The sequence below is a fragment of the Nonlabens ulvanivorans genome, from assembly GCF_032922765.1.
Lineage (GTDB): Bacteria > Bacteroidota > Bacteroidia > Flavobacteriales > Flavobacteriaceae > Nonlabens > Nonlabens ulvanivorans.
In genome coordinates this window covers 1969399-1994384 of the sequence record NZ_CP136694.1, presented here as the reverse complement: position 1 = coordinate 1994384, position 24986 = coordinate 1969399, and the positions used below count along the sequence as shown (strand labels likewise).

Here is a 24986-nt window from a genome sequence, read left to right as displayed (position 1 = left end):
TAAGTAGAATTTGGGCTTTTTTATGTAGTGTTTTGAAATCGAGTTTGTTGTATAAGGTCATTATAAGCCTTATTTTTATGGCCTTAAAGAATACATACTATGAGTTTAGAAAAAGATATCATGACCGCTATGAAAGAGGCCATGAAAGCAAAAGATCAAACAGCTCTTGCCGCATTACGTGCTGTAAAAAGTGAATTATTACTTGCAAAAACATCAGGTGATACTGCCGATTTATCTGAAGAAGATGAGATAAAACTTGTTCAAAAACTAGTTAAGCAACGTAAGGATAGTGCACGTATTTTTTCTGAACAAAATAGAGAAGATCTTTCAGAACCAGAACTAGCACAGGCAGCTGTTTTAGAACAGTTTTTACCAGAACAATTAAGTGAAGAAGAAATCGCAAAAGTGGTACAAGATATTATAGCCCAAACTGGTGCAGCAGGAATGAAAGATATGGGTAAGGTTATGGGTATGGCAAATCAGCAACTAGCTGGTAAGGCAGATGGTAGAGCTATTAGTACCATAGTAAAGAACCAATTAACATAGACATCAAAGGGCCACGTAGCTCAGCTGAATAGAGCACTGGATTTCGGCTCCAGCGGTCACAGGTTTGAATCCTGTCGTGGTCACAAAGCTTCATAATCAATAGATTGCGAGGCTTTTTTTATTGAAATTAATTGTAAAACTTCTCAACTCTCATCCTTTTTATTACGTGTAGCATAAAAATAAAGGGAGTGTGTATCAATTGCCACACCAAAGGTTTCTTCTATTGTCATCTTAATTTCTTGAATTCTAGGGTCTGAAAATTCAAGTATTTCTCCTGTATCTTCTAGAATGATATGATCGTGTTTACCGTCAAAAAATGATTTCTCATAATGCGCCACGTTATCCCCAAATTGATGCTTACGCACTAACTTTGATGCTATTAAAATATCCATCGTATTGTACAATGTCGCACGACTGACTCTATATTTTTTCGCTACCATTCTTGAGTACAAAGTATCTATTTCAAGGTGCTCATTTGTATGATAGATCTCTTCTAAAATCGCATAACGCTCAGGGGTTTTTCTATGCCCATTTTCTTCTAGAAATCTGGTAAATCTTTCTTTTATTATTTTAAAGCTACTTATACAGGCCATTATTACAATGTTTTATAAAAATTAATGAAAAATAAAAGACGCTTCCTTATGAATAAAGAAGCGTCTCAGGTTACTAGCTAACTCAAAATAAATCTGTTACTCAAATGAAGTATCTCCTTCATTAGGATTGTACACATAATTAAACGTGTAATGTCTTCCGTTTGCTGGGTTTGAGCTATCTTGATCTAAATAATAACTCAATATTTCAACCTTAGCGTAACGGCCATCACGAGTTCTTATCACGACAACTTTTCCAGGAATTGGTGTGACTAGATTTGTTATAAAATTATAGTTGTACCAGCCATTATCGCTTCCTGTAGGAATGGCAAATGCAGCATTTGTATCTTGGTTGAATACAACTTCATCTGCTGTGGTAACACTGGCAAATGTTCCGTTTACTATTGCTGCTCCAGCATTACCATTTCTTGTGGGTTCATCATTAGTTCCCGTAGCAACTCCTCCATTTATGGCAATGGTTGTTCCTCTGAAAGCGATATCCCAATCGGTATCACTAGTTGTTTCCGTTCCTGTTGCAAAATCAAATTTTGTAAACTCGCCACCTACAGGTTGTCCTTGTCCACCAGTTTGTGGTGCGGCTAGATTTTCAACAAGTTGTGCCTGTACGGGATCTGGGGTAGGTGTGTTGTCATCATCACTACTACAAGATGTAAATCCTATAAATAATGCGGCAATAGCTAGGGTTTTAAGAGTGTCTTTTGTTTTCATAATAATTATATTTATTTTAAAAGTTATAATTTAATCTTATATAGCCTTGAATTCCTGGCAGTGTGGGAATGTTTTGATCGGTATAGTCTAGTAGGTTGTTTGCACCTATCTGCAGGTTGAAGTCTTTATAAAATGTTTTACTGGCAGCAACATTTGTAGTCACATATCCATCTATAAAGCTGGTGTCATACGTGTCTATCAGACCATTACCATTGGTATCAAACTGAGCGTACTTACTTCTGTAAAGCATTCTAAGGTTGAGATTTATTTTTAGGTTAGGAATGTCGTAAAATATCTTCAAGTTTGCGTTGTGCCGTGAGCGGTTGACAAGCCCAAAATAGTCTGACCTATCAACAACCACGGTCTGGTTTGTTTGCAGATCTCTCGCAAATACGTCACCGTTTTCAACACGTTTTTCATTAGCCTTATCAAATGCATAGAGCAATTGATATCCTGCATTTACACGCAGGTTTTTATTCACTTTATACCCAGCATTTACCTCAAAACCTGTGGTGTATATTTCATCAAAATTTACATAGCTGAACACATTCTGTCCATTAGTCTTGCGTGCAATAATGCGTGTATCAATAAGGTTCTTAAAATCGTTTCTAAATAAGTTCAACTCGGTATTCCATTTCCCTTTATTGTAAGTCATACCTAAATTATAACCTACAGAACTTTCGGCTTCTAGTGGGTTTCCTAACTCATTCTCAGACACCACAACATCGAGTATTTGACCTTGTGCCTGTAATGCTGCGAGCTTATCAACTGCTACATTGTAACCTAATACGGTATAACCTACAGCTGTATTTGTAAAGTCAAAATAGAGCTGTCTAAAATCTGGCGCCTTAAAACCGTAGCCTACAGAGCCTTTTACGGCAATTGCATCATTAATTTTATATCGCAATGCGAGTTTAGGACTTAACTGATTGCTGTATTCTGAGTGGTTATCAAAACGCGCTCCTACAATCATATTCAGCCGTTCTAGTACATTAGCATCATATTGTGTGTAGATGTATTGCGAATTAAAACTGACTTTATTATCAAAAAACGTCCTATCCAGTTCATCATATTGTAAACCTATTCCTGTTGTGAGCGTACCTTTGTTCCATCCTGTTTTCGCTTTCGCGAAAGCGTAATTAAAACGAACCTCTGGACGCAACAATCGCTGGTCAAAATCGCTATCGCTCAACACCTCGTCAGAAACTGGACTAGCTAGGCGTTCGCTTGCCGAATAATTGGTGTAATACATTTCATACTCGGCATTGAGTTTATCATTCCATTTATGATTTAGTCGCAGGTGCGCGTTCCATTCTTGTTCTTCAGTATCACCTTCAAAAGCGGTTTCATCTACCACAAAACCAGATTCTTGTGTCTGGTCGTAAAAGCGAACAGATGAGAACAGCTCAAGCTTATCAGTTAGGTCGTAAAATACACGACCGTTAAGTGTGTAGTTTTCAAAAGGATTTACAGTTTGCCCGGCTGCATCGGGATTAAGGTCATAACCTTCACTAGAGAATCGATTGGCAAATAAGGCATATCTTAGTTTTTTTATACGTTGTTTAATGTCAATATTAATATCTTGCTGTGTGAAGCGACCTATTCTATACGAGATATTGCCGTTAAGGATTTCGCCTTTAGGCTTTTCAGTAATAATATTGATCACGCCACCTAGAGCTTCAGAGCCGTACAGACTACTAGAAGGTCCTTTTACTACTTCGATTTGCTTGATATTTCCCACGGTAAGCCTACTGAGGTCAAAATTCCCTGCACTACGACCTACCAGCGGCACGCCATCTATTAATATTAATACATAGTCTGACGCGATTCCTTGTATTTGTACACCTTCAAAACCGCTTTCATCTGGTATGGTGATAATACCTGTCTGCTCGCTTAAAATTTCATTCAGCCGTATGGTTCCTGATTGTATGATTTGCTTTTTTGGCACTAGCGTCACAGGTAATGGTAAAGAAGAAAGTTGACGCGCTGTACGAGTCGCTGTAAGTACAACAGCTTCTAATTCTGTTGTCCTTGTCGTATCTATCACTTGCTGTTGTGAGTACGCTTTCGCGAAAGCGAATACCAATAAAACACTAAAAGCCAGGTTCTTACCCATTATATTAAATAGAATCATTCTTAATAAGGTGCAAATATATGTTTTATTTTTATTTAGAATGAATTAAAATAACTATTTTTGCATCCAATTAATTTTCAATTCAAAATCAAATGAAAACTACCATTTTTACAATTTGCACTCTATTTATAGCAATGATGAGCGTTGCGCAAGACAAACAAAAAAAAGATGCTGAGGCTATTAAAAAAATGTGTGGTTGCTATGAAGTAACCTTCAATTTTGCAGAGACGTTTAACTACACAAATGATTCTTTGTATAAGCCATCTAAAACTAAAGTAGATAAAGCCTTAGAGTGGGCACAGCTAGTGACCGATGAAGATGATAAAATACAGATACAGCATCTCTTACAAGTTGGGAATCCAGCAAAACCTATGGTTGTAAAGCACTGGCGTCAAGACTGGCTGTTTGAAAACAAGGATTTCTATATGTATAATGCCGATAATCAGTGGTCTTATACAAAAAAAGAAGATGAGGAAGTAGCTGGACAGTGGACACAAAAGGTATATCAGGTAGATGATAGTCCACGATATGAAGGCTCTGGCACTTGGGTACACGTAGATGGTAAAAGCTACTGGGAAAACACCACTACAGCACCACTACCTAGACGTGAGTACACTACGCGTAGTGATTATAACCTAACGATGCGCGGTAATCGTCAGGAAATTACAGACTACGGCTGGTTACACGATCAGGACAATGAAAAGATTGTACGTGAAGAAGGCAAAGAAGATATCGTAATTGCAAAAGAAAAAGGATATAATACCTACGTAAAAGTAGATGACAGCCGTTGCGCCGTAGCAGCACAATGGTGGAAGGATAATTATGACAAATGGGCTACCGTAAGAGCAAAATGGGACGAAGTATATGGCAGAAATAAAGATCTGGTTTTAGAAACTAAAGTGGATAATAAGCCCTTATACAAACATCTTTTTGATGAGGAAGTAACTGAAGAAACGCAGATAGATCCTGTTATAGAATCGTTTGTGAAAAAACCATAACACAATGACATTAAAAGTAAATCTCTTACTGCTCGCTATTTTATCCTGCGGGCTACTATCTGCGCAGAATGTATTTTTAAATCGTTCGTACTGGAAGAATAATCCTAGCCTCGAGCAAGTGAAAATAGATGTAAAAGCTGGTAATGACGCGACGGAGCTTAACCGCAACGCATTTGACGCAACCATTTACGCAATGCTTGAAAAGGCTAACGATGATGTGGTAAAATACCTGCTGTCGTTTGAAGGAAATACCATAGATAAGAAAACCCACGATAGCCGAATCTATTTGCATTGGGCTGCCTATGCAGGACAAGTTAAAATCGTAAACTATTTACTAGAAAAAGGTTCTTCAGTTACGGAACTTGACAGCCATGGTTATACACCGCTCGCTTTCGCTGCAAACGCAGGTCAAAAAAATACCGCCATTTTTGAATCTTTTGAGGAATATGGGGTGAACCTGCTAGCAGAAAAGAATGAAAACGGTGCCAATTTATTATTACTGGTAGCGCCTGCCCTTGCTACAGAAGTTGAACTTTCTTACTTTATTAATAAAGGTTTTTCATTAGATAGTAAAGACGCGATTAACAATGGTATTTTCAATTACGCAGCTAAAAAAGGAAATGTTGACTTTTTAAAACTACTTGTTGCAAAAGGTGTGGATTATAAAAGCTTAAACTCAAAAGGTGGTAATGCTGTGCTGTATACTTCCTTCGGTACACGTGGTAGTTCTTATGATGTTGAAATGTTTAAATATTTAGAGAGCTTAGGAATTGCTATAAATGTAGTAGGCGATAATGGTCGTAATCCATTACATCGTATTGCATATCGTAGTAATGACCTAAGTTTACTTCAATATTTTATTGATAAAGGTGTAGATATCAATCTGCAAGATAATGGAGGCGATTCCCCATTTATGAATGCTGCAAATAGTAATACGTTACAAGTTGTAAAATATCTTTACCCAAAGGTCAAAAACATAAATGCTAAAGATCAAAACGGTCGCAGCGCTCTCGCCATGGCAGTAAATAGAAACACACCAGAAGTTGTAGAATTTTTACTAAACAAAAATGCAGCTATTGAAATGGTAGATACTCAAAACAACACGCTGGCCTACTACTTGTTGAACGCCTATAAGGCAAATAATACGGGCTCATTTGAGGCAAAACTAAAATTACTTCTTGACCGCGGCTTGTCTATGCGCACTGTTCAAAATAATGGCAACACCTTATTGCATATCGCAACCCTAAACAATGATCTAGCATTATTAAAAAGACTTGCATCTTTTGATATAGACATCAATACAAAAAATGATGATGGCTACACTGTATTACAAATTGCAGCAATGAAAGCACATTCGAGCGATATCTTACAATATCTTATTGCAAACGGCGCAGATAAAACTGTAATTACGGAATTTGAGGAGTCTGTTTATGATCTGGCAACAGCTAATGAGCTCCTGCAACAAAATGATAGTTCTCTTAAATTTTTAAAATAAAATGCGACAGATTTTTAAATTACCTCTAGCACTTTTAGCGGCTGCTTTTCTCTTAATAAGCTTTACTGATTTTAGTGAGAAAGCAAATTATAAATGTATGATTCAATTAAAGAATTATACGGGAGAAGGCGCTTATGTTGTTGTTTCTATTATAGATAATAACGGCGAGTATGATCAAACACTTTATGTACAAGGAAAAGACAGTGAGTGGTATAGTGAAATAACAGAATGGTGGCAATTTTACGGTAAACGAAGACCTGATATTGATGCCATTTCTGGTGCTACAGTGAGCGGTGGAGAACGTACCATTAGCGTTTTGAACATTCCTGTAGATAAGATGGATAAGGGATATCGCATTAGATTTGAAACAGCAGTAGAAGATCAAGAATATCACACAAGTGATATAGAATTTGAGCTTACTACTGAAAATCTTAAGGGTAAAAAAGATGGCTCAGGTTTTATACGCTACGTGCGATTGATGCCGCAATCTTAATTCAACAATGACGCGTAACCTTTGGAGATATAGTCATTTAGTGCTGGCATTTTCGTCGGCACTTTTTTTAATTGTGGCTTCGGTTAGTGGGGTTATTCTCGCATTTGAACCTATCTCGCAATCGGTTAAAAGCTATGACGTGATACCGCTAGAAGGCGTTACACTGGCACAAACAATTACAGCCTTACAAAAGGAACATAAAGAAGTGCTTAAGGTTACTGTAACACCAGATGATTTTGTTACAGCTTCTTTGGTCAATGAGCAGGGAGAAACGGTTCATCATTATATACATCCAGTTACTGGTGAATTACTGGGTGAAGTCACTGAAAAATCGGCATTTTTTAGATGGGTAACTAATTTACATCGCTCATTATTTTTAAAGAGTATAGGAAGATTTTTTGTAGGCTTAGTAAGTCTTTTACTTTGTTTTATAGCAATAACTGGAGTATTGTTATTAGCTCAAAGGCAAGGTGGTTTCTTAAAATTATATAGTAAAGTAAGAGAACGTGACTTTAATCAACGTTATCACGTAATTTTGGGAAGGTGGCTCTTATTTCCACTTATTCTTGTGGCTGCAACAGGTGTTTATTTAAGTGCAGAAAAATTTCATTTGTTACCAGAAAATATTGACCAGTTGGATTGGTCAGTCTTAGGTAATCCTGATGTAAAACATAAACCGCTTAACCAGCAAAAATTCTTTGCAGAAACTAAGCTAACTGATGTAAGAACAGTACACTTTCCATTTTCTGACGATGAATTAGATTATTTTGAAATCACGTTACGCAATCGTGATCTATTGGTGCATCAACACACAGGTGAGGTTCTTAGTGAAGTGACACATCCTTTCACGCAACTTACAATGCGCTGGAGTTTGCAATGGCATACAGGAGCAGGAAATATTTTGTGGAGTATCGTTTTAGCCATTTCTTCGGCAAGTGTGCTCTTTTTTATAGTTTCAGGAGCTGCGATGTACTTAAAACGTCGTAAAAAGAAAGTGCCCGCTCTAGTTCTGGACACTGTAAATAAAAGTGAAGTAATACTTTTAGTAGGCTCTGAAACGGGAACTACAATTCTTTATGCATCCGCTTTGGCGAAAGCGTTAAAAGAAAAAGGAAATACTGTAGCAATGACCACGCTTAACGAGTACACCAGCTATCCCAAAGCAAAGTACCTGGTCGCACTCACAGCAACTTACGGCGACGGTGATGCGCCTAGAAACGCTCGCAAATTTGAACATCTTATTAATAAAGTGCAACAATCACATCCCATAGGATTTGCTGTAGTTGGTTTTGGCTCTATGGATTATACAAAATATTGTCAGTTTGCCATTACAGTAGACACGTTGTTTAACACGCACTTAAAGTTTAACCGACTACAATCTTTGTTTAAAGTAAATGAGCAATCAGAAGACGAATTTTTAAAATGGGTAACGCACTGGAACCACCGTACAGGGATGAATCTGGATGTTTCATTGAAAAACCATAAAAAGACAATTAAACAATCACAACGTTTTACTGTAAAAGAGAAAACCCAGCACAACTTAGATGACACTTTTCTCTTGCGACTTAAACCAGACGTTCATAGTGATTTTCAATCAGGAGATTTGCTGAATGTCATAGCGTTGGGAAGCCATAGAATAAGACAATATTCTATTGCCAGAATAGGAGATGACATGCTATTGAGTATCAAATGGCACAGGCAAGGAATATGTTCTACATTCCTCTATACACTTCAAGAAGGAGATATTCTTGAGGCGACCATACAAGAAAATGATTCTTTTTACTTTCCGCAGGAAGCACCTGCCGTTTGGTGTATATCAAATGGCACAGGCATTGCGCCTTTTCTAGGTATGATTAATAACAACATAGATGTGCCCGTAGAATTATTATGGGGTGGAAAAACTGAAGCTTCCTTTGATTTGTATCGCGAGGCTATCAATGATTCCATCTCACAAAATCATCTTTTGAATATTCAATTTGCTTTTTCACAAACTGCGCTTAAAATGTATGTGCAAGATGCACTAAAACTACAACAAATCACAGTTGCCCAAGCTTTAAACAACGGTACTGTTTTTATGATTTGTGGTTCATTAAAAATGCAAGATACAGTATTGGCCGCCTTAGAAGAAATTAGTAAAACACAATTGAACCGACCATTAAGTGATTTTGAAAACCAACAGCAAATCTTAACCGACTGTTACTAAAATAGAATCAATGTGCCATCAAATAAAAACAATAGCTAAGAATATTTACGGTCAACTTTCCTACTGCCAAAACTGTAAAATGTATCATTTGACATTCACCAATATCTACATAGAATTAACCCAAGAGGAAATGAGATCATTTCAGAAATACGTATCTGGAATCGAGATTGAATACTGGGAAACAAAATATGATTCGATGCCTATTAAACGGAAAATAGTAATGAATACATTGCAAACCAATCTGTCTTTACTATTTAATAGATCCGAATTAACGGCTTTTAAAGAACTACTATTTCAATGTGCAAAAAAGCCTGATGAGTCTCTTAATGTATTAGACATTGATTACACGTTGTTTTTAAACTGAAAAAACAAGAAAACTCAGATTCTATTGCTTGTTGATTTTGAGACGATTAACCCAATGTCTTCTTCCAAAAAGTTTGAACTCTGTCCTGTCGAGGTCACGAATACATTGAAAAAGGTCAAAAGGAATCGAGTTTACTCAAAATTTCTTTTGACCTTTTTTATATAAAACTCAGTATTTTTAAATTTGAAGTAAGTAATTATTACAAGGTATGGAATGTAAGTAGGATACCATTTTTCATTGTAGTCCATATATTTAGATATGGGTCAATATGTTATTAAACATAATTAGTTCGATTGAGATGATGTGCAGGATTACAATACTGTATTTAAGTAATGATTTTAGTCTGTAAAATTTGATCTAGTAAGTCAATACATTATCTAAATTAAATACATGTCCATAAATTAAATTGACACCTATGGTTATAATTGTTACACAACCATATAATTAAGTTTTATACATTTACCATTGTGAGTAAATTAATAAGCATATCTATCATTATCCTGATGCAAAGATTTGGGATACTAGTGATATCTCACAAATTGATGAATTTGTAGAGCATGCTCAATATCATAATGAGCAGTATGGTGATAATATTGTTGTCTTTATATCAAAACACTACGGAGAATTAAAAGCAGAACATTCCAAAGATCATCAAGAAGAAAAGGATGAGCATGAAGAATTACCTTTTCAACATCAATCTCATATAACTTCAATCCTAGCTTTTGTGGTTAATTCTCAAAAGGCAGAATTAAAATTATTAGAACCTCTATAGTTTAAAAAACTTAACTTCTTTTATCAGGCACCTTTATCATCATTGCATTGTGATGGGTTGTTCCTACCGCCTAAGTTTTCATAAATATCTGTAATTAATCTTTTTAATTCTCTTTCACAACTGTGTGATAGATGATAATAACATTTATTATTTATTCTTAATGCTATCATATATTATCAATTTCAGCATTAAGAATAAGCTCATTATTCTTCTATTTACTGTATTCATTATTGGATTCGGTTTATATTCTCTTACTCAAATTCCTATAGGTGCCGTACCAGATGTTACCAATAATCAGGTATAGGTTATTACAATATCCCGCAACCATCTACACAATATATGAAGCAATTCATTACATATCCTGTAGAATTAGAAATGGCAAATTTACCTGGTGTACAGGAAATTCGCTCGGTTTCAAAATTTGGATTATCTGTGGTTACTATTGTCTTTGATGATGATATGGGAACCTATCTTCCTAGACAGCTTATTGCCGAGAAGATAAAATCTGCAACAGAGAAAATTCCAGAAGGTTTTGGAACACCTGAAATGGGATCTATTACCACAGGACTAGGTGAGATATATCAATATATACTTGATGTAGAGCAAGGTTATAAAGATCAGTATACTGCACAAGACCTGCGTACCATACAGGATTGGATAGTAAAAAGGCAATTATCTGGTATACCTGGCGTGGTAGAGGTCAATACTTGGGGTGGATTTTTAAAGCAATATGAAGTTGCTATTAATACAGAAAAATTAAACGCGATGGATATCACGTCGCAAGAAGTATTTACAGCCTTAGAAATGAACAATAGTATTTCTGGCGGTAGTTATATAGAAAAAGTAAATCAGGCCTTGTAGTAGCGATAACACCGCTATGTTTATTATTTGCCTTATCCCTTATGTACATTTTTGGGGTGGACGCAAACCTTATGAGTTTAGGTGCTAATGATGGTATTTTATCTACGGCTAGTATCATCATAGGTGTTGCCGCAGCGAGCACTACGAGAGAACCAGTTTTACTTTCAGGTGTCGCTGGGTTAGTGGCAGGAGCTTTATCTATGGCTGCTGGTCAATATGTTTCTGTTAGCTCTCAAACAGATATAGAGCAAGCTGATCTAAAACGCGAGAAACAAGAGCTGATAGATATGCCAGAGCAAGAGTTAGTAGAGCTTGCTAAAATCTATGAAGAAAGAGGTTTAAATCCAGCTACAGCAATAGAAGTCGCAAAGCAGTTAACAGCACATGATGCCCTAGGAACTCATGCAAGAGATGAACTAGGGATATCAGAACAGACCGAAGCTAAACCTTTACAGGCAGCTTTGTCCTCAGGTATTGCTTTTACAGTCGGTGGTTTCTTGCCAGTGGTTGTTGCTTATATGTCACCTCTTGATCTGATGGAATATGTTCAGTATGTATTTGCTATAGTGTTTTTAATCTTGTTAGGTGTTGTTGCTGCGCGTGCAGGTGGTTCTAGTGTTTTGAAAGCCATTTTTAGAGTGACTTTATGGGGAACACTGGCCATGGGAATTACAGCATTAATAGGGAATTTATTTGAAGTGAATCTATAAAAATCTATTATGGCATATTTTTTAAATCCTGTTATGGATTAACAGCACAACCTTTTGCTTCTTTCTTAACACCTAATTTAACTAGAATAGTTTCTAGTAAACACCACTTTGTAAATGCAGACTGTATAAGGTTAACACCTATAAATACCGTAAACCACATCCAGTTTGGGTTTACATAAACGGTTAACACCACGCTTAAAAGTACCATGGTACCTACGATTACTCTAAAATATGTATTTAACATTGCTTGATTTTATTATTTATAATTTTTCTTTTCTATCATATAATAAACTAATGGTACTACCAGTAAGGTCAATACAGTAGACACAATAGTTCCACCCATTAATGATATTGCCAACCCTTGAAAAATAGGGTCAAATAGTATGACAAATGCGCCTATAACAACTGTACCTGCTGTAAGCAGGATAGGAGTGGTACGTACCGCACCAGCTTCAATAGCAGCCTGTTTAAGAGGTACACCTTCGGCAGTTCTTAAATTGATGAAGTCTATTAATAATACAGAGTTCCTAACCATAATGCCGGCTAGGGCTATCATTCCTATAAAAGATGTTGCGGTAAAGAAAGCACCCATAATCCAGTGACCTAAAATAATACCGATTAGGGATAACGGTATGGCCACCATCATAACGATAGGTGCTTTAAAATTTTGAAACCATCCTACAATCAATATGTAGATTAAGATGATGGCTCCTAGAAATGCAATTCCCAGATCTCTAAATACTTCTAATGTTATTTGCCATTCGCCATCCCATTTTACCGTATAATCATCTTCAAAATCTGGTTGACCTAAATACATTTCGCTAATACTGTAGCCTTCAGGCATAGGAATTGATTTTAATTTTTCTTCCATGCCTAGGATAGCATATGCAGGACTTTCTAGTTCTCCTGCCATATCTGCCATGACGTAAACGACTCTTTTTTGATTTTTACGATAAATACTTTTTGCACTTATAGACTCACTGACCTCTACTAAGTCTGCAATAGGTACCATGGTTCCCTGATTAGAAGCAACTTTAATTTGTGAAATGTCTTGAATGGTTGACTTCTCTTTTTCATCTAGTGCGAGCACAATACCTATTTGCTGTACAGCATCTTCATCATATAGATTTGTTACTGGTCTATCAGATAGTGCTAGGTGCATGGTGTAGGCTATTTGTTGCGGTGCCACGCCATATAACATTGCCTTTTCTTTGTTGATAGTAAATTGATATTCAGTTTGGTCGTTTTCTACCATCCAGTCTATATCAACTACATCATCCGTGTTCTTTAAAATATTTTGCATTTCATTTGCTACAGTAATTTGCTGTTCATAATCTGGACCATAAATTTCTGCAACAATTGTGGAAAGTACTGGTGGTCCTGGCGGTACTTCAACTAGTTTTACATTAGCATTATACTTCGCAGCGATTTTTTGAATATCAGGACGCAATAAGCTAGCGATATCATGACTTTGTGCACTACGTTGTTCTTTATCAATTAGATTAACTTGTATGTCAGCCATATTACTACCACCACGCAAATCATAATGACGCACTAACCCATTAAAAGTGATAGGTGCAGATGTCCCGATGTAATTTTGATAATTGACTACTTCTGGTCTAGTAGATAAATACTGAGATATTTCTTGAGCGACCACACCAGTGCGTTCTAGTGTAGTACCTTCAGGCATATCTATGACCACTTGAAACTCGTTTTTATTGTCAAAGGGTAACATTTTTACTGCCACAGAATTTGTGAAAAACAATCCCATGGTAACTAGTAAAATCAAAAAAGTACCACCTAGAAATAACCATCGTTTGAAACGATTTTCCATTAAAGGACGCTCAAATTTATTATACAGTCTATAAATAAGAGTTTCTTCAAGTGGTTTTTCTGTTTTTTCAACGCTACCTTTTTTATCTTTTTCTCTTAAGAATATATAACCTAAGTATGGAGTAATGGTTAAGGCTACAAACAAAGATAAAATCATGGCAATGGAAGCTCCTATAGGCATAGGTGCCATATATGGTCCCATTAATCCAGATACAAAAGCCATAGGTAATACAGATGCGATTACCGTAAAGGTTGCTAGGATAGTAGGGTTCCCTACTTCGTTTATAGCATATAAAGCAGCATCCTTAAAAGGCAATCGCTTCATTTTAAAGTGCCGGTGCATATTCTCTGCTATAATGATGGAATCATCTACTACAATACCGGTTACAAACACTAATGCAAATAAGGTGATCCTGTTTAAGGTGTAGTCCAGCATGTAATAACTCAATAAAGTTAATGCAAACGTGATCGGTACAGAAAGAAATACAACGAGTCCACCACGCCAGCCCATCGCTAGCATTACAACAAAGGTTACAGCAATAATAGAACCTATAAGGTGCAATAATAATTCTGACACTTTATGAGATGCCGTCTCGCCATAATTACGTGTAATTTCTACTTGCACATCATCTGGTATTAAAGTCTTACGCAGGTGTTCAACTTTGGCAATAATGACATCTGCAATTTTCATAGCATCTGCACCTTTACGTTTTGCAACAGATATAGTTACCGCTGGATATTCAGATAAGAAATCGGTTTTTTTATCACTTCCTTGACCAAAGCCTAAACTCACATAACTTTGAGGCACCTCTGGTCCATCAATTATTTGAGCGACTTGTTTTAAATAGATAGGTTGATTTTGTTGCACACCAACTACAAGATTTTCAACATCAGTAGTACTGGCTAGAAAATCACCAGTGTTAACGATAAACTCGGTGTCGTTTTTATCAAATTTTCCAGCGTTAAGTTGGGCGTTATTAGCCTTAATCATTTGAGAGACTTGCATAAAGTCTAGACCACTAGAGGCTAGTTTATCCTTATCTAAAACAACTCTTAATTGACGTTCTCTACCACCTATTTTATGTGTGATAGCTACATCGTTTATTTTCTTTATTTCGGCCTCTAATTCATGAGCCATCTGTCCTAGTTGATAATCACTATAATTCTCACTCCATAAAGTTAGGCCTAGCATCGGGACATCATCTATGGCACGAGTTTTTACTAGTGGCATGGTCACGCCTTCAGGCATTTGATCCATGTGTTTATTGATCTCGTTGTATAATTTTACAAAACTGCGTTCAATATCCTCGCCCACATAAAACTGCACAATCACCATTCCTTGTTCCTTCATAGAAGTAGAGTAGACGTACTCGACACCTTTGATGTTAGAAATAAGTTGCTCCAGTGGTTTAATAACACGAGATTCCACCTCAGTAGGGCTAGCACCTGGATAACCTACAAAAATATCTGCCATAGGTACATCGATCTGTGGTTCTTCTTCACGTGGTATTAAAAATGAGCTGTATACTCCTACGACCATAAAGACGATCATTAAGAGCACAGTCAGCTTTGAATTCATAAAGACTTTGGCAACTTTACCAGCTAATCCTTCTTTCATTAGATATATTTTTTGGGCGTTTTAACAGGCTATCCGTTACAATCTTTTTGAAGGCAGTTTTCGCGAAAGCGAAAAAAACCACAAAAAGGATTTTCACTACTATCCTTAACGCAATATTGAATTATTGTATAGTCACTTTTGCACCGTTAAATAGCTTACCATTTGATGAGGTAATGTATTTTTCATCGGCATTAAGTCCTGATAATATTTCTACTTGATCACCTAGAGTTCTACCTAATCGCAACCAGCGTAGCATGGCTGTATTATTCTCGCTGATTGTGTACACACCAGTAAGTTGACCTTTTGTAATAAGTGCCGATGACGGAATTAGAACATTATGATTTGCAGCTTTTCTTTCAACTGGGAAAGCAATAGTGGCAAACATGCCAGATAGAACCGGTACCTCTGTTTTATCTAACGTTATTTTTACTAGATACTGACCACCAGTTTGTTGTGCAGATGTACTTACTTCTTTTACCTTACCAGTTAATGTTTGTTGAATGGAAGATATCGTTACCTGTACTTCTGTTTCTTTTTTAATTTGAGAGATCTCAGTTTCAGGTACCATAGCCATTACTTCAAAATCGCCAGGCGCCTCTATTGAAAGTAACGGTTGCCCAGGATTTGCCATGTCACCTTTTTTAATGTTTTTGCTAGTAATAACACCATTAAAAGGCGCGGTTATATTAGAATATGCAAACTGAGCATTAATTTCATTTTTCATTTGCTGTGCACCTTCTAGACGAGCCTTGGCCATATTAAAATTTGCAGTGATATCATCTAGTTCTTTTTGTGACGCACTATTATCTGCAAACAGGTTTTTAAATCTGTTGTAATCTTTTTGAGCATTATTAAATGCTGCAGTAGCTTCGGTAATACTAGCGTTTACTTGTCCTTTTTTAGCTTGTAAATCGGTATTATTTATGGCTACTAACAACTGACCTTTTTTTACTGGATCACCTACGTTAACTAGAACATTATTTACAAATCCCATCATGCGTGTACTTAATTGTGCGCTATTTGCGGCTTGCACTTTACCACTTACCGCAAGAAAAGGACTGCTATTGTTGTCAATTACTGCCTGTACCGTTACAGGAATTGCAGGAGAATTGTCCACCACTGGTTGAGACTCTTTTTCACCACAGCTTATTATTAGTAAGGTAAAGACTGCGGTTAATAGGATATATGATTTTTTCATTCTTTATATTTTATAAATAAAAAGCTTGGGCTCTTTTATTAGATGGATTTGTTATTCTGACTTGGTTAAAAAGTTGATATAGGCCTGTGCATAGTTGAATTCAAAAACCGTTTGATAATATTCTAATTGTTTTTGAGCAAATTGCGTTTCGGCATTTAGTAGGTCTGATGTTTTTTCAAGACCTTCTTTAAATCTATTGGTACGTATGCGTAATGATTCTTTAGACTGATCTAGTGCTAGTTGTGCTAGTTTTAATCTGTTTTCTGCATCATTAAGCATGCGTTGTGCTTTATTAATTTCTAATTTTGATTTAGAAACATATTGCTCGTATTGTAATTTTGATCTTTCTAATGTTGCTTTACTTTTATTAGCCTGACCGATACGTTGTGATCCTTTAAAAAGATCCCAGCTCAATTGTGCACCTACCACATATCCATTTGCACTTGCTTGAAATAGATTTTCATCATACAATTCATAGGATCCAAATGCATTAAGTCTAGGTAGAAAAGCCATCTTGTCTGCCTTGCTTGCAGCTTCATATGCAGTAGTAGCAAGCTGCATGGCTTTAATATCTGATCTGTTTTCAGAAAAGTTATTATCCTTAATAGTGATGCTTTTAATCGTTAAGCTATCACTAGGCTTGTATATGGTATAACCATCGTCATCCATTAAATAAGAAAGATAGTCAGATGCATTTTGCACGTTACTACGCGCAGTTTGTAGTTGGTTTTGAACTTCTGTAAGTCTTACTTCTACGTTTAATACATCTGCACGTTGCAGGTATCCTTGATTTAATCTGTTTTGCGCTAGTTTTAAATTCTCTTGAGCGGCTTCTTGAACTTTTTCTAGCACCGCAATCCCTTTGTAAGCTAGTTGTAATTGCATGTATGCGTTTTCTACTTCAAAAGATAGATACTCTTCTGTGCGCTGTTTCTTAAGTAATACAGCTTCCATTGAGGCTCTTGCAGCTTTACGTTGGTACAATCCATCTATATTAATTAAGGGTTGTTGCACTTCTATTATAGTTGCAAAGTTTTGAATCTGATCTGGATCATTAAGAAGATCTGGATTGAAGTCGTTTGAAGTTAAGATTCCTTGATTTAATTTAGAACCAAAAGCCATCAATGGATTAGTGGTGATAATACCAGTATGACTTGCGGTTATGTTAGGCAAGAAAACAGCTTTAGTCTGATCAAAATCTGCTTTTGCTTCTAGAAATTCTTGCTCAGATATTTTTATAGAATTGTTGTTTTTAACCACTTTTTCAGCAACTTCTTCTTTTGAAATTAGAGTAGTTTGCTGTGCTGTCGCTTGCGTTAATATCGCAATGCTAAAGGTTATAAATAATAAGATTTTCTTCATTACAAGAGATTAGTAAAGCAAATTTAACTCGCTATTTTTCTTGCTAGAGTAACCTATGTTACTCAACCTTATTTAAATTAAAAAGCCACCTATTAATAGATGGCTTTCAATAAATTGTGATGATCGTTATTTTACCTCACGTGTTCCTCCATGTCCACCAGCTACTACAACCATAATTTTAATACTGAGATAGATGAATTTAAAAAACTGAATGATGGGATTCATCATTTTAAATCGTTGATACTTTGATATTCTTTCTGTCATGAGTTCTATTTTTTTATTCTGGAATTAACCACCAGAAAGGTTTCATTTTTGCTTTGTAAATAAATGCATAATGTAATGCTAGTTTGAGCCAGTGACCAGCAAGCCCTATTTCTCCAAAGGTTTTGCCTAGTTGGCGACCTTGTGATTTAGGATATTTATGATAATCAGGTACAATAGGATAGGTAGTAATACTTACACCACTACCTTGTGTGAGACCATATCCAGCAGATGCTATACAGGCTGCACCCATATTTCCTAAACTACCTTTATGCTCTAATGATTCATTCCCGGTTTTTATGGAATCAATAATATTATCTGCCACTAATTTTGCGGTGATTCCAGACGGCATCCCAGTACGTGGTGGTGCTGGTGATATGTCTGTGCCGTTTTTGCTTTTACGCGGTTTTGAGATGGCATGTGGTGGAGCAAAAGCAATACCAGGTGCAAAAATATTTTTATAAGAAGGATTTTGATAAGTCTCTGGCCAGTCCTGTACAGACCATTCTTCATATGGTTTTGATGTATAGTCTGCATCAACAATCATAAAACCTTTAAAAAGTTTATTTGTGATGTCCTGATTATCTTTATCAAATGCCTTAAAACCATGGCCTGAAAAGGCTGGGATAAGCATCGCAAAATCATAAGATTCGGTTTTATGTTCACCATCTAGATTCTCATAATGTGCAAGTCCATCTTCAATTTTATCAACTCCAGCACCTAGAATCCATTTAATATCACGGTCTTCAAAAATCATTTCTACCATCTCGCTAGACTTCATGGTCATACCGTTATAGGATAGTAACATACCATCCATACCAAAATCACCTAGTTGATATTCGTTTGAAATCCATGTAACTTCTGCCATGTCACGCACTTTATGCTTGCGCAATTCTTGTTCTACATTTAATATATACTCAAAGGCAGCGCCTTGACAAGTGGCTTTAGCATGTCCAGTACCTATCAGGATCTTTGCTTTTTTGCCCTTTTTCATTTCTTGAATCAGCTCATTTAATCCATGCCACGCATGATCTGCATGATCATAGGTACAAACAGAATAAGTTTTATTTGATCCAGGAATTAATCCATCTGTAGCTTCAAAGTTAAGTTTAGGACCTGTAGCGTTTATTAAATAATCATAAGTTACTTTTTCTTGAGTGCCTTTTTTTTCTCCTACCACATATTCAGATAATACATAAGGTTTAATTTCTTTAATATCACCTTCAGGATGAAATGAGACTGCTTTGGCTTGTAAAAAAGTGATGTTTTTTTTACGGTATAATGGTGCAAGCGGAAATAAGATTTCTTTAGATTTCATTCTTCCTATTCCTACCCATATATTAGATGGTATCCATTGATAATTACTATTAGGTGAGACCACGACTACTTCATGCTCTTTAGACAGTTTTCTACGTAAATGCGATGCCGCAACGTGTCCAGAAATCCCTGCTCCTAGTATGACTATTTTTGACATTTTTTAAGGCTTTGTATCAAAGGTAATCGCCTTGTAATGTGAATACTGTAACCTGTGTTACGCAACTGATTATTAATCAAAAAAACCACCTTTAATGGGTGGCTTTTTGTTGATTTATCTCACTTTCGCGAAAGCGTAATTATAACACTTTATGACTAGTAACTGGTATCGTCTAATTGAACTTTACCATTAAATGTTTTATATAAAAAGATAAGGTATCCAGCAAGAAGTGGAGCTCCTACGACTACCATAGTAAGCATGATTCCTAATGATTTTTGAGAAGATGCTGCATTGTATATAGTAACGCTAAAAGCCGGATCTATCGTTGATGGTAATAATACTGGATATAGTTGAAAGGCTACTAACATTAATAAAAAGGCCATCGTTAAAGATGAAAAGATCAATGCTTGAAAATATTTTTTCTTAGACACCAATCGAGGCACATTTGCCACTGCTAGAAATGCTAATATAGGAAGTGCAAAAAATAATGGTTGTTCCTTAAACCGATCAGTCACACCTGGTAAGAATATGAGTGTGTATAACGAGGTTACTGCAAAACTAATGATAAAGAAAATCATCCCTTTTTTAAGTAAAAAAGTTAATCTGCTGTGTAATCTTCCTTCTGTTTTGAGAAGCAAGAAAATAGCACCTTGGGTCATAAATAATGACAAGGTTGTAAATCCAGCCATGATGGCATAAGGACTTAGAAATGCAAAGAAAATACCACCTTTATAAGTATAGTTTTCTCCTATTTCAAAACCTTGTAAAACATTACCTAAAACGACTCCTAATAAAAATGCGATTAATGTATTAGATATAAAATAGATGATGTCCCAAGTGGTGCGCCACCATTTCATCTCTTCAGAACTTCTAAATTTAATGGCAGATGATCTTAGAACCAGCAATAATAAAAATAGCATAAATGGAATATACATAGCAGATAACATGGTAGCGTACATCACAGGAAACCCTGCGAATAAGGCGCCACCACCTATAATAAGCCATACTTGATTTGCATCCCATAAAGGTCCTATGGCATTAATAGCGATGCGTCTACTTAAATCTTTTTTGAAAAATAAATGCCATGCGCCAGCACCATAATCAAATCCTTCTAAAATTGCATATCCTGAAAATAATAATCCAACGACTAAATACCATAGTGTAGGGTAATCTATACCTAAAAAAGTTTCCATACTGCTAGTCTTAAACGTATTTTAAAAATTCATCTGGGTTTTTTGCCTCGTCATATGGGCCGTGCTTTATCTTCTTATTTACTGAATAAATAAATAAAAGAAACAATACTGTGTAAACCACTAAGAATAAAATTAACGAGAACAATATCTGATTAGAAGATACTTCTTGAGAGAATCCTTCATCAGTTCTTAAATGGCCATAGACTATCCATGGTTGTCTTCCCATCTCTGCAGCAAACCAACCTACTTGATTTGCTATTTGTGGTAAAAGAACTGAGTAAGCAAATATCTTCAACAGCCATTTTTTATCAAATAAAGTACCTCGCCACCATAAATAGCATGCATATAAGGTCAATCCTATTAAAAACATGCCTATCGATATCATAATATGATAAAACTGGAAAACAGCATTTACCTGTCCAGGACGTTCATTTTCTGGAAAAGCATTTAAACCTGTGATAGGCTCTTCAAAATCTTGATGTACTAGGAATGAGAGTCCGCCAGGTAATTTGATACCGGTGACTTCTTGCGTGTCATTATCTACCCAACCGAATAGGTATAGATCTGCAGGTGCAGATTTTTCATAATGGCCTTCCATCGCAGCTAGCTTTGCCGGTTGATTAACGGCAACGCCATCTGCAGAGCTGTGTCCAGAAAGTAATTGTGTTAAAGAAATAATAGTTGCAACGGCTAGGGAAATTTTAAAGGCTTTTTTTGATATTTCTACATATCGCCCTTTTAATAAATAGTAAGCATGTACACTAAGAACTAGAAAAGTCCCAGCAAGAAAAGCACCTTGCCAGACGTGAATGATTCTATCGACACTCGATGGGTTAAAAACCATAGCCCAGAAGTCAGTCACTTCAGCTCTGGCATCAAATCCTTCACCTACGATATGGTATCCGGCCGGTGTTTGTTGCCAGCTATTTGCTACAACAATCCATACCGCAGAGAACATAGAACCTAAGAACACCATTATAGTTGAGAAAAAGTGAACTTTAGGAGAAACTCGATTCCATCCAAATAGTAAAATTCCTAAAAAAGTACTCTCTAGACCAAATGCAAAGAGACCTTCGGCAGCAAGTGCACTTCCAAAAATATCTCCGACATATCTAGAGTAAACTGACCAATTAGTACCAAATTCAAATTCCATGATGATACCAGTCGCAACACCTATCCCAAAAGTGATCGCAAATATTTTTAACCAAAAACGCGTCAGGACTTCATACTGTTTATTACCGGTTTTGAGATATAAACCTTCCATAATTGCCATAATTAATCCTATACCTATACTTAAAGGCGGATATATGTAGTGAAAGGCAATGGTAAAAGCAAATTGTATACGGGCTAGAATTTCTGTATCCATCGTGACATGATTTTGTTTTACAAAAATAGGTTCTAGACTTAGTTTGTTATGTTACAATAGTCACTTAAAACCGTTAATTTTTTAAAACATCGCTTTCGCGAAAGCGTCTTTACGAAACCTTTGCTTTATGTGACATTTGTCACCTAACATTAAAAGACCTATTGATAATTTTGTCATATGAAGTTATGGGTTGCCACTTTATTATCGATTGTACTTTTAAGCAATAGCTTGCGTACTACTATTATGTATAGCTGGTACATAGTTGACTTGGATAGCTTTGTAGAAAGGTTGTGTGAGAATAAAGATAAGCCTACATTAAACTGCGATGGAAAATGTTATTTAAGTAAGATGATGGCCGAAGGTTCTAGTGATAAAGACGCTTCATTACCTTTAATTAACTGGGAAGAGCAAATCTACTATCTAGAAGAAATAAGTTTTGCAATTTTAACTACAGTTGATCAGGAACACAATTGCTTTTTCTTTTATCAATACACTATAACAGATTCTAATATGGACGGTATATTTCATCCGCCACGATTTTCATAATACACTTCGAGATTAACTTATCGAGCGCTAATTTAAAATAGTCGTTCAACACCTTTATGGTGCGATTTTATGAAAATACTATTATGAAAATGAAACAATTAGCGCTAATATGCGCATTAATACCTATGTCTTTATTTGCACAAGAGACGACAGAAAAAGTGCAAGACACTACAGTTACTAAACCGGTAGCTTTAAATACTGTTATCGTCACTGGTCAAGGAGCTACAGATCCAGTACTCACAACGGTAAGAACAGATTTAGTTAAAAAAGTAGTACAGCCTAAAAACGTTGCAGATCTGTTCAACGACTTTAATGGATTTTCACTCATTAAGCGTGGAAACTATGCCATCGATCCATCTTTTAGAGCTTCACAATATGAACAGTTGAACATTCAATTTGATGGTGGAACTAAAGCGATGCACGCTTGCCCTAATCGTATGGATCCGATTACCACTCATGTTGTCCCAGAAGATATTGAACGTATAGAAGTCATAAAAGGACCTTATACCGTTAGATATGGCGCGACCTTTGGCGGGATTATTAACTTAGTTACAGAAAAGCCCATACATCTAGGTAACGGTTTTCATGGCAGTGTAAGCAGTGGTTATGAGACTAATGGAAATGCGCTAGTCTCTTCCTTGAAACTACACCAAATCACAGATAAATATGATATCACGGCAAATGCCGGTTATCGTGACTTTGGAAACTATGAAGATGGTGATGGAACTGAAATCCCTTCGGCATTTAGAAGTCTGGATTATGGCTTGCGATTAGGTTATAATATTAAAGATAATCAAAGAATTCAGGCGCACTGGCGACAGTCTTATGGAAGAGATGTATTGCATGCAGGACTACCTATGGATACCGATGAGGATAACAGCTCGATACTGTCCATAGACTATAAGTTTTCTAAGGTGAATAATTTTATTGAAGAAATTAATGTCAAAGCTTATTATTCCTATGTAGATCATATCATGTCTAACAATAGAAGACCATCTTTTATGATGACTGGAGCCATCTCTACCATAGATGCTACAACAGCTGGTGGAAAAGTAGAATTTAAAATGAATCCTACAGAGAAATGGATTCTATATAGTGGTTTAGATGCGTTACTTATTGCCAGAGATGGCGGTAGAACACGAACGGTAAAACGCAATATGATGGGTGACCTCTTACCAGAACCTATGGTGTTTCAAGATAAGGTTTGGCAAGATTCTTATGTGAATGACTACGGTATTTTTGCCGAAAATAAATATGCGTTTTCTAATAAAACCATGCTAACGGCTGGTGTCCGTTATGACCTTGTAGTATCAGACATACAAGATCCAGAGGCAGATTTTCAAGCTTTATACACAGATCTAGGACAACGAGAAGAGCACAATGTGTCGGCTACCGTTTCTGTAAAGCACAAACTTTCAGGAAACAACACGCTGGAAGTTGCCTATGGTCGTGGTGTGCGATCTGCAAACATGATAGAACGTTATATCAATCATTTTTCAGTAGGTCAAGATCCTTTTGAATACGTAGGAAATCCTAATCTGGATGCTGAGGTGAATAATCAGTTTGAGATAGGTTTTAAAGGGAAAAGAACTTTTGAAAAAGGAATCGACGCTATACGTTATGGTATTTCTGGATATTATTCTATTTATGAAAACTACATCGTTCCTGTAGTGGACCCTACACTAGATAGAAAGTTTAACCCTACGGCACAACCCCAAGAGGTCAAGCGATTTATCAATATAGATGATGCTTATAAAACCGGTTTTGAGGCTGAAGCAAGTATAGAATTTGCTAACTATTTCAATTTCAACACGGCGTTTTCTTATGTGTATACAAGAAATAACGACCTAGACGAGTCCTTACCTTTAACACCACCTTTTATTACAAGACTAGGATTAGGGTTTGAAAAAGAAAAATTCTGGGCAAATCTTGATTATACCATCACGTCAAAACAAGATGAAATCTCTACCAGTTTTAGAGAGATAGAAACGGCAGGATATGAAACCTTGGATTTAAGATTAGGAGTAAAACCTTATAAAAATGTACAACTAGGTGTTGCTGTGTTGAATATTTTTGATGCAACTTATAATAATCACTTGAATTTTTCATTTACAAATCAAGCCGATTTTGGTCGTGTGCCGATCAATGATCCAGGAAGAAACTTCTCTGTGTTTGCAAATTATCAATTTTAAATAAAATGAAAATAAACTTGATAATATCATTGGCATGTTTAATACTTT

The 24986-nt window shown here is 36.1% G+C and carries 20 protein-coding genes, 1 tRNA gene and 1 pseudogene; 11 read left to right on the top strand and 11 right to left on the bottom strand.

The genetic code is table 11. The annotated features are described in order from the left end of the window. Positions 1–99: 99 nt before the first annotated feature. On the top strand, positions 100–546 hold the full coding sequence (locus R1T42_RS09005; protein WP_317290096.1) for a GatB/YqeY domain-containing protein: 447 nt from the start codon (positions 100–102) through the stop codon (positions 544–546). 9 nt (positions 547–555) lie between these two features. Next, positions 556–629, top strand: a tRNA-Arg gene (locus R1T42_RS09000). Between the two features lie 60 nt (positions 630–689). On the opposite strand, the gene R1T42_RS08995 is transcribed toward R1T42_RS09000, so the two are convergent. The 3 genes from R1T42_RS08995 to R1T42_RS08985 form a co-directional block, all read right to left on the bottom strand. Further along, positions 690–1139: a Fur family transcriptional regulator gene (locus tag R1T42_RS08995; RefSeq protein ID WP_317290095.1), complete on the bottom strand. Its 450-nt coding sequence runs from the start codon at positions 1137–1139 to the stop codon at positions 690–692. 96 nt (positions 1140–1235) lie between these two features. Further along, positions 1236–1865 (bottom strand): HmuY family protein, encoded by a 630-nt coding sequence (locus R1T42_RS08990; protein ID WP_317290094.1) that lies wholly within the window; start codon positions 1863–1865, stop codon positions 1236–1238. 16 nt (positions 1866–1881) lie between these two features. After that, a complete protein-coding gene (locus R1T42_RS08985) occupies positions 1882–3981 on the bottom strand; it encodes a TonB-dependent receptor plug domain-containing protein (protein ID WP_317290093.1) in 2100 nt (699 codons plus the stop codon). 110 nt (positions 3982–4091) lie between these two features. On the opposite strand from R1T42_RS08985, the gene R1T42_RS08980 reads away from it, so the two are divergent. From R1T42_RS08980 to R1T42_RS08950, 7 genes and pseudogenes are all read left to right on the top strand, one after another. Beyond that, positions 4092–4997: a DUF6607 family protein gene (locus R1T42_RS08980; RefSeq protein ID WP_317290092.1), complete on the top strand. Its 906-nt coding sequence runs from the start codon at positions 4092–4094 to the stop codon at positions 4995–4997. A 4-nt stretch (positions 4998–5001) separates the two neighbouring features. Continuing rightward, positions 5002–6492, top strand: coding sequence for an ankyrin repeat domain-containing protein (locus R1T42_RS08975; RefSeq protein WP_317290091.1), 1491 nt, complete (start codon positions 5002–5004; stop codon positions 6490–6492). 1 nt (position 6493) lies between these two features. Beyond that, complete coding sequence (locus R1T42_RS08970; RefSeq protein WP_317290090.1) at positions 6494–6985, top strand: DUF2271 domain-containing protein; 492 nt, start codon at positions 6494–6496, stop codon at positions 6983–6985. A 7-nt stretch (positions 6986–6992) separates the two neighbouring features. Further along, positions 6993–9188 carry a PepSY domain-containing protein gene (locus tag R1T42_RS08965; RefSeq protein WP_317290089.1) on the top strand — a complete coding sequence of 732 codons (2196 nt, stop codon included), beginning with the start codon at positions 6993–6995 and terminating at the stop codon, positions 9186–9188. 10 nt (positions 9189–9198) lie between these two features. Continuing rightward, positions 9199–9552 carry a DUF6686 family protein gene (locus tag R1T42_RS08960; RefSeq protein ID WP_317290088.1) on the top strand — a complete coding sequence of 118 codons (354 nt, stop codon included), beginning with the start codon at positions 9199–9201 and terminating at the stop codon, positions 9550–9552. Positions 9553–10484: 932 nt separating this feature from the next. Beyond that, positions 10485–11179 (top strand): annotated as a pseudogene (locus R1T42_RS08955) (efflux RND transporter permease subunit); the annotation flags it as partial. Between the two features lie 77 nt (positions 11180–11256). Next, positions 11257–11895, top strand: a complete 639-nt coding sequence (locus R1T42_RS08950) for a VIT1/CCC1 transporter family protein (protein ID WP_317291862.1) — start codon at positions 11257–11259, stop codon at positions 11893–11895. Between the two features lie 31 nt (positions 11896–11926). Here R1T42_RS08950 and R1T42_RS08945 read toward each other — a convergent pair whose 3' ends face one another. The 8 genes from R1T42_RS08945 to R1T42_RS08910 all read right to left on the bottom strand — a co-directional run bounded on the left by R1T42_RS08945 (position 11927) and on the right by R1T42_RS08910 (position 22200). After that, positions 11927–12139, bottom strand: a complete 213-nt coding sequence (locus R1T42_RS08945) for a YgaP family membrane protein (RefSeq protein WP_036580099.1) — start codon at positions 12137–12139, stop codon at positions 11927–11929. A 12-nt stretch (positions 12140–12151) separates the two neighbouring features. Then, the gene (locus R1T42_RS08940) at positions 12152–15346 is read right to left on the bottom strand and encodes an efflux RND transporter permease subunit (RefSeq protein WP_317290087.1); all 3195 of its coding nucleotides are present in this window, start codon (positions 15344–15346) and stop codon (positions 12152–12154) included. 121 nt (positions 15347–15467) lie between these two features. Continuing rightward, entirely contained in the window at positions 15468–16544 is a 1077-nt protein-coding gene (locus R1T42_RS08935) for an efflux RND transporter periplasmic adaptor subunit (protein ID WP_317290086.1), read from the bottom strand. A 51-nt stretch (positions 16545–16595) separates the two neighbouring features. Then, positions 16596–17906: a TolC family protein gene (locus tag R1T42_RS08930; RefSeq protein WP_317290085.1), complete on the bottom strand. Its 1311-nt coding sequence runs from the start codon at positions 17904–17906 to the stop codon at positions 16596–16598. Positions 17907–18032: 126 nt separating this feature from the next. Next, positions 18033–18170, bottom strand: coding sequence for a hypothetical protein (locus R1T42_RS08925; protein ID WP_317290084.1), 138 nt, complete (start codon positions 18168–18170; stop codon positions 18033–18035). Between the two features lie 13 nt (positions 18171–18183). Further along, complete coding sequence (locus R1T42_RS08920; RefSeq protein WP_317290083.1) at positions 18184–19641, bottom strand: NAD(P)/FAD-dependent oxidoreductase; 1458 nt, start codon at positions 19639–19641, stop codon at positions 18184–18186. A 155-nt stretch (positions 19642–19796) separates the two neighbouring features. Next, positions 19797–20834 carry a cytochrome d ubiquinol oxidase subunit II gene (cydB, locus tag R1T42_RS08915; RefSeq protein WP_042247779.1) on the bottom strand — a complete coding sequence of 346 codons (1038 nt, stop codon included), beginning with the start codon at positions 20832–20834 and terminating at the stop codon, positions 19797–19799. Positions 20835–20844: 10 nt separating this feature from the next. Continuing rightward, positions 20845–22200, bottom strand: coding sequence for a cytochrome ubiquinol oxidase subunit I (locus R1T42_RS08910; RefSeq protein WP_104515736.1), 1356 nt, complete (start codon positions 22198–22200; stop codon positions 20845–20847). Positions 22201–22377: 177 nt separating this feature from the next. Between R1T42_RS08910 and R1T42_RS08905 the strand changes: the two genes are divergently transcribed. Beyond that, the gene (locus R1T42_RS08905; protein ID WP_317290082.1) at positions 22378–22746 is read left to right on the top strand and encodes a hypothetical protein; all 369 of its coding nucleotides are present in this window, start codon (positions 22378–22380) and stop codon (positions 22744–22746) included. 89 nt (positions 22747–22835) lie between these two features. Further along, entirely contained in the window at positions 22836–24938 is a 2103-nt protein-coding gene (locus R1T42_RS08900; RefSeq protein WP_317290081.1) for a TonB-dependent receptor domain-containing protein, read from the top strand. The last annotated feature ends 48 nt before the right edge of the window (positions 24939–24986 follow it).

What these genes read in the sequence shown, in the direction of transcription:
- R1T42_RS09005 (WP_317290096.1), top strand. Translation starts at nt 100, where the DNA reads ATGAGTTTAGAAAAAGATATCATGACCGCTATGAAAGAGGCCATGAAA.
- R1T42_RS08995 (WP_317290095.1), bottom strand. Translation starts at nt 1,139, where the DNA reads ATGGCCTGTATAAGTAGCTTTAAAATAATAAAAGAAAGATTTACCAGA.
- R1T42_RS08990 (WP_317290094.1), bottom strand. Translation starts at nt 1,865, where the DNA reads ATGAAAACAAAAGACACTCTTAAAACCCTAGCTATTGCCGCATTATTT.
- R1T42_RS08985 (WP_317290093.1), bottom strand. Translation starts at nt 3,981, where the DNA reads ATGGGTAAGAACCTGGCTTTTAGTGTTTTATTGGTATTCGCTTTCGCG.
- R1T42_RS08980 (WP_317290092.1), top strand. Translation starts at nt 4,092, where the DNA reads ATGAAAACTACCATTTTTACAATTTGCACTCTATTTATAGCAATGATG.
- R1T42_RS08975 (WP_317290091.1), top strand. Translation starts at nt 5,002, where the DNA reads ATGACATTAAAAGTAAATCTCTTACTGCTCGCTATTTTATCCTGCGGG.
- R1T42_RS08970 (WP_317290090.1), top strand. Translation starts at nt 6,494, where the DNA reads ATGCGACAGATTTTTAAATTACCTCTAGCACTTTTAGCGGCTGCTTTT.
- R1T42_RS08965 (WP_317290089.1), top strand. Translation starts at nt 6,993, where the DNA reads ATGACGCGTAACCTTTGGAGATATAGTCATTTAGTGCTGGCATTTTCG.
- R1T42_RS08960 (WP_317290088.1), top strand. Translation starts at nt 9,199, where the DNA reads ATGTGCCATCAAATAAAAACAATAGCTAAGAATATTTACGGTCAACTT.
- R1T42_RS08950 (WP_317291862.1), top strand. Translation starts at nt 11,257, where the DNA reads ATGAGTTTAGGTGCTAATGATGGTATTTTATCTACGGCTAGTATCATC.
- R1T42_RS08945 (WP_036580099.1), bottom strand. Translation starts at nt 12,139, where the DNA reads ATGTTAAATACATATTTTAGAGTAATCGTAGGTACCATGGTACTTTTA.
- R1T42_RS08940 (WP_317290087.1), bottom strand. Translation starts at nt 15,346, where the DNA reads ATGAAAGAAGGATTAGCTGGTAAAGTTGCCAAAGTCTTTATGAATTCA.
- R1T42_RS08935 (WP_317290086.1), bottom strand. Translation starts at nt 16,544, where the DNA reads ATGAAAAAATCATATATCCTATTAACCGCAGTCTTTACCTTACTAATA.
- R1T42_RS08930 (WP_317290085.1), bottom strand. Translation starts at nt 17,906, where the DNA reads ATGAAGAAAATCTTATTATTTATAACCTTTAGCATTGCGATATTAACG.
- R1T42_RS08925 (WP_317290084.1), bottom strand. Translation starts at nt 18,170, where the DNA reads ATGACAGAAAGAATATCAAAGTATCAACGATTTAAAATGATGAATCCC.
- R1T42_RS08920 (WP_317290083.1), bottom strand. Translation starts at nt 19,641, where the DNA reads ATGTCAAAAATAGTCATACTAGGAGCAGGGATTTCTGGACACGTTGCG.
- cydB (WP_042247779.1), bottom strand. Translation starts at nt 20,834, where the DNA reads ATGGAAACTTTTTTAGGTATAGATTACCCTACACTATGGTATTTAGTC.
- R1T42_RS08910 (WP_104515736.1), bottom strand. Translation starts at nt 22,200, where the DNA reads ATGGATACAGAAATTCTAGCCCGTATACAATTTGCTTTTACCATTGCC.
- R1T42_RS08905 (WP_317290082.1), top strand. Translation starts at nt 22,378, where the DNA reads ATGAAGTTATGGGTTGCCACTTTATTATCGATTGTACTTTTAAGCAAT.
- R1T42_RS08900 (WP_317290081.1), top strand. Translation starts at nt 22,836, where the DNA reads ATGAAACAATTAGCGCTAATATGCGCATTAATACCTATGTCTTTATTT.